Raw genomic sequence first — 1783 nt, 5'->3', positions numbered from 1 at the left:
TTCACAGCGGTGCGAGACGGAAGCAAACGACCACCGTCGTGGGCCGACTCAAGAGTACGATAGAGCGTACGGACGCCGAGTGGCACGGGTCTCGGCCACCGAGAAGGCGGCGCTCCGCCGGAAGTTCGAGGAGCGCCTCGGCAGCGACCAGCAGGCGACGTACGACGACCTGCGGTGGGACAAGGCGCAGTTCTGACCGGGGACGACCGCGCAGCGTTCGCGCGCGTCGCGACAGTCACGTCAGGTCCGGCCGCATCGCCGCCCGCATCGCGGTCGTTCCGATGACGCCTGCGTGGTCCACGGTCCGGGCGATCACGTCGAGCAGGCGCGTCAGCTCTCGCGCGTCGGTCGCCGTTCCCTCGAAGCGCGAGTCCGGGTCGTCGAAGACGGCGGCTTCGACGTCGTCGAGGGCGACGATCACTTCGTCACGGTCCGTCAACAGCTCGTGTGCGTCGGTCGCGGTCGCCTCCTCCAGGACCGCGGTGGCAGCCGCAGCGACCAGCTCCTCGGCGTCGTCGACAGCCGACTCGAGATCGGCGACGAACCGGTCGCCGATCGCCGCCGAGAAGTCCCCGGCGGTCTGCGCGACGGTGACGCTCAGTCCGGCGATCGTCGCGAGTTCCCTGGCGGTCACGTAGTAGTCGAAAAGCGCCGGGCGGTCCACCCCGAGGCGGTCAAGCTCCGCCATCGAGACCAGCGAGCGGTTGAGGTGCCGAGCGACCATCTCGAACAGTCGGTCCGCCTCTTCGGCGCGTTCGCGGAGGCGCTCGAGGTCCGCGTCCCGGTCCCCGAACGCGACAGCGGCCTGACTGAGCGCCGAACGGGCGACGAACCGGAGCTGGACGACCGTCTGACGGACGGAGACGTCGGCGGTCTCCAGGACGTTGTGGAGGGCGAACCCATGGGCGGCGTCGGCGGCGATCTCCGTCCCGACCAGCCCGCGGTTCGCCTCTCGCGCGACGTGAAGCTGACCATCGGTGAGCGACTCGTGGGGGGTGAGCGTTACCCGCACGTAGCCGGTCGCGTAGGCCGCCCGAAGCAGTCGTCGCACGAGCGCCGGGTCGTCTCCGTCGACGTCGAGCCCGATGCCGTCCAGCGCCGCGTCGTCTCGCTCGGAGCTCCGGACGACGATGGAGCCGTCAGCGTGCGCGTAGAGGTGTACCTCGGTCCCGGCGTCGAGGCCGCGCTCGACGGCCCAGCGCTTGGGGACAGAGACCGTGTACGTCCCGCCGCCTACCTGCTGGAGCTTTCGCGTCTCCATGGCTAGTAGAGCAGATCCGCGTCGTGTTCGACCATGTACACAGTTCTCGCAGCGACGTTGACGGCGTGGTCGGCGACGCGCTCGACGTCGCGGACGCTGAGCAGCAGCCGAGAGACGTCATCGAGGAGTCGCTCGGCGCTCCACGAGTCGTCGCCCGCCTCGCGTTCAACGAGGTCGCGGACGACACGCTCGCTGGCGCGCTGACAGAGCGCGTCGATCCGGTCGTCGCGGGCGTGGATCTCGCGGGACAGCTCGACGTCTCCGGTCCGGTAGGCGATCAGCGCGTCTTCGACCATCTCGCGCGCCTCGTGGCCGATCGTCACGACGTCGACGTCCGGGGGCGATTCGCCTGATTCGGCGAGCGCGTACCGGCCGAAGTTCGTTGCTAGGTCGCCGACCCGTTCGAGGTCGGTCGGGATCTTGAACGAGGCGGCGACGAACCGCAGGTCGGTCGCGACGGGTTGTTGGAGCGCGAAGAGGTCGATGCAGTTCGACTCGAGCTTGTGGTACGCCTCGTTGATC

The 1783-nt window shown here is 69.3% G+C and carries 2 protein-coding genes; both read right to left on the bottom strand.

Features of this window, described 5'->3' with window-relative positions:
• Positions 1-235 precede the first annotated feature (235 nt).
• Complete coding sequence (locus tag U4E84_RS16825; RefSeq protein WP_322533254.1) at positions 236-1261, bottom strand: phosphate uptake regulator PhoU; 1026 nt, start codon at positions 1259-1261, stop codon at positions 236-238.
• Positions 1262-1263: 2 nt separating this feature from the next.
• Positions 1264-1783: PhoU domain-containing protein (locus U4E84_RS16820; RefSeq protein WP_322533253.1), on the bottom strand; the 520-nt coding region annotated here is incomplete at its 5' end.

It is taken from the genome of Halorubrum sp. AD140 (assembly GCF_034497445.1).
Classification (GTDB): domain Archaea; phylum Halobacteriota; class Halobacteria; order Halobacteriales; family Haloferacaceae; genus Halorubrum.
The sequence above is the reverse complement of the archived record's forward strand: the minus strand, read 5'-3'. Positions and strand labels throughout refer to the sequence as shown.

Excerpts from the sequence above, each read along its gene's own strand:
- U4E84_RS16825 (WP_322533254.1), bottom strand. The coding sequence starts at position 1,261 with ATGGAGACGCGAAAGCTCCAGCAGGTAGGCGGCGGGACGTACACGGTC.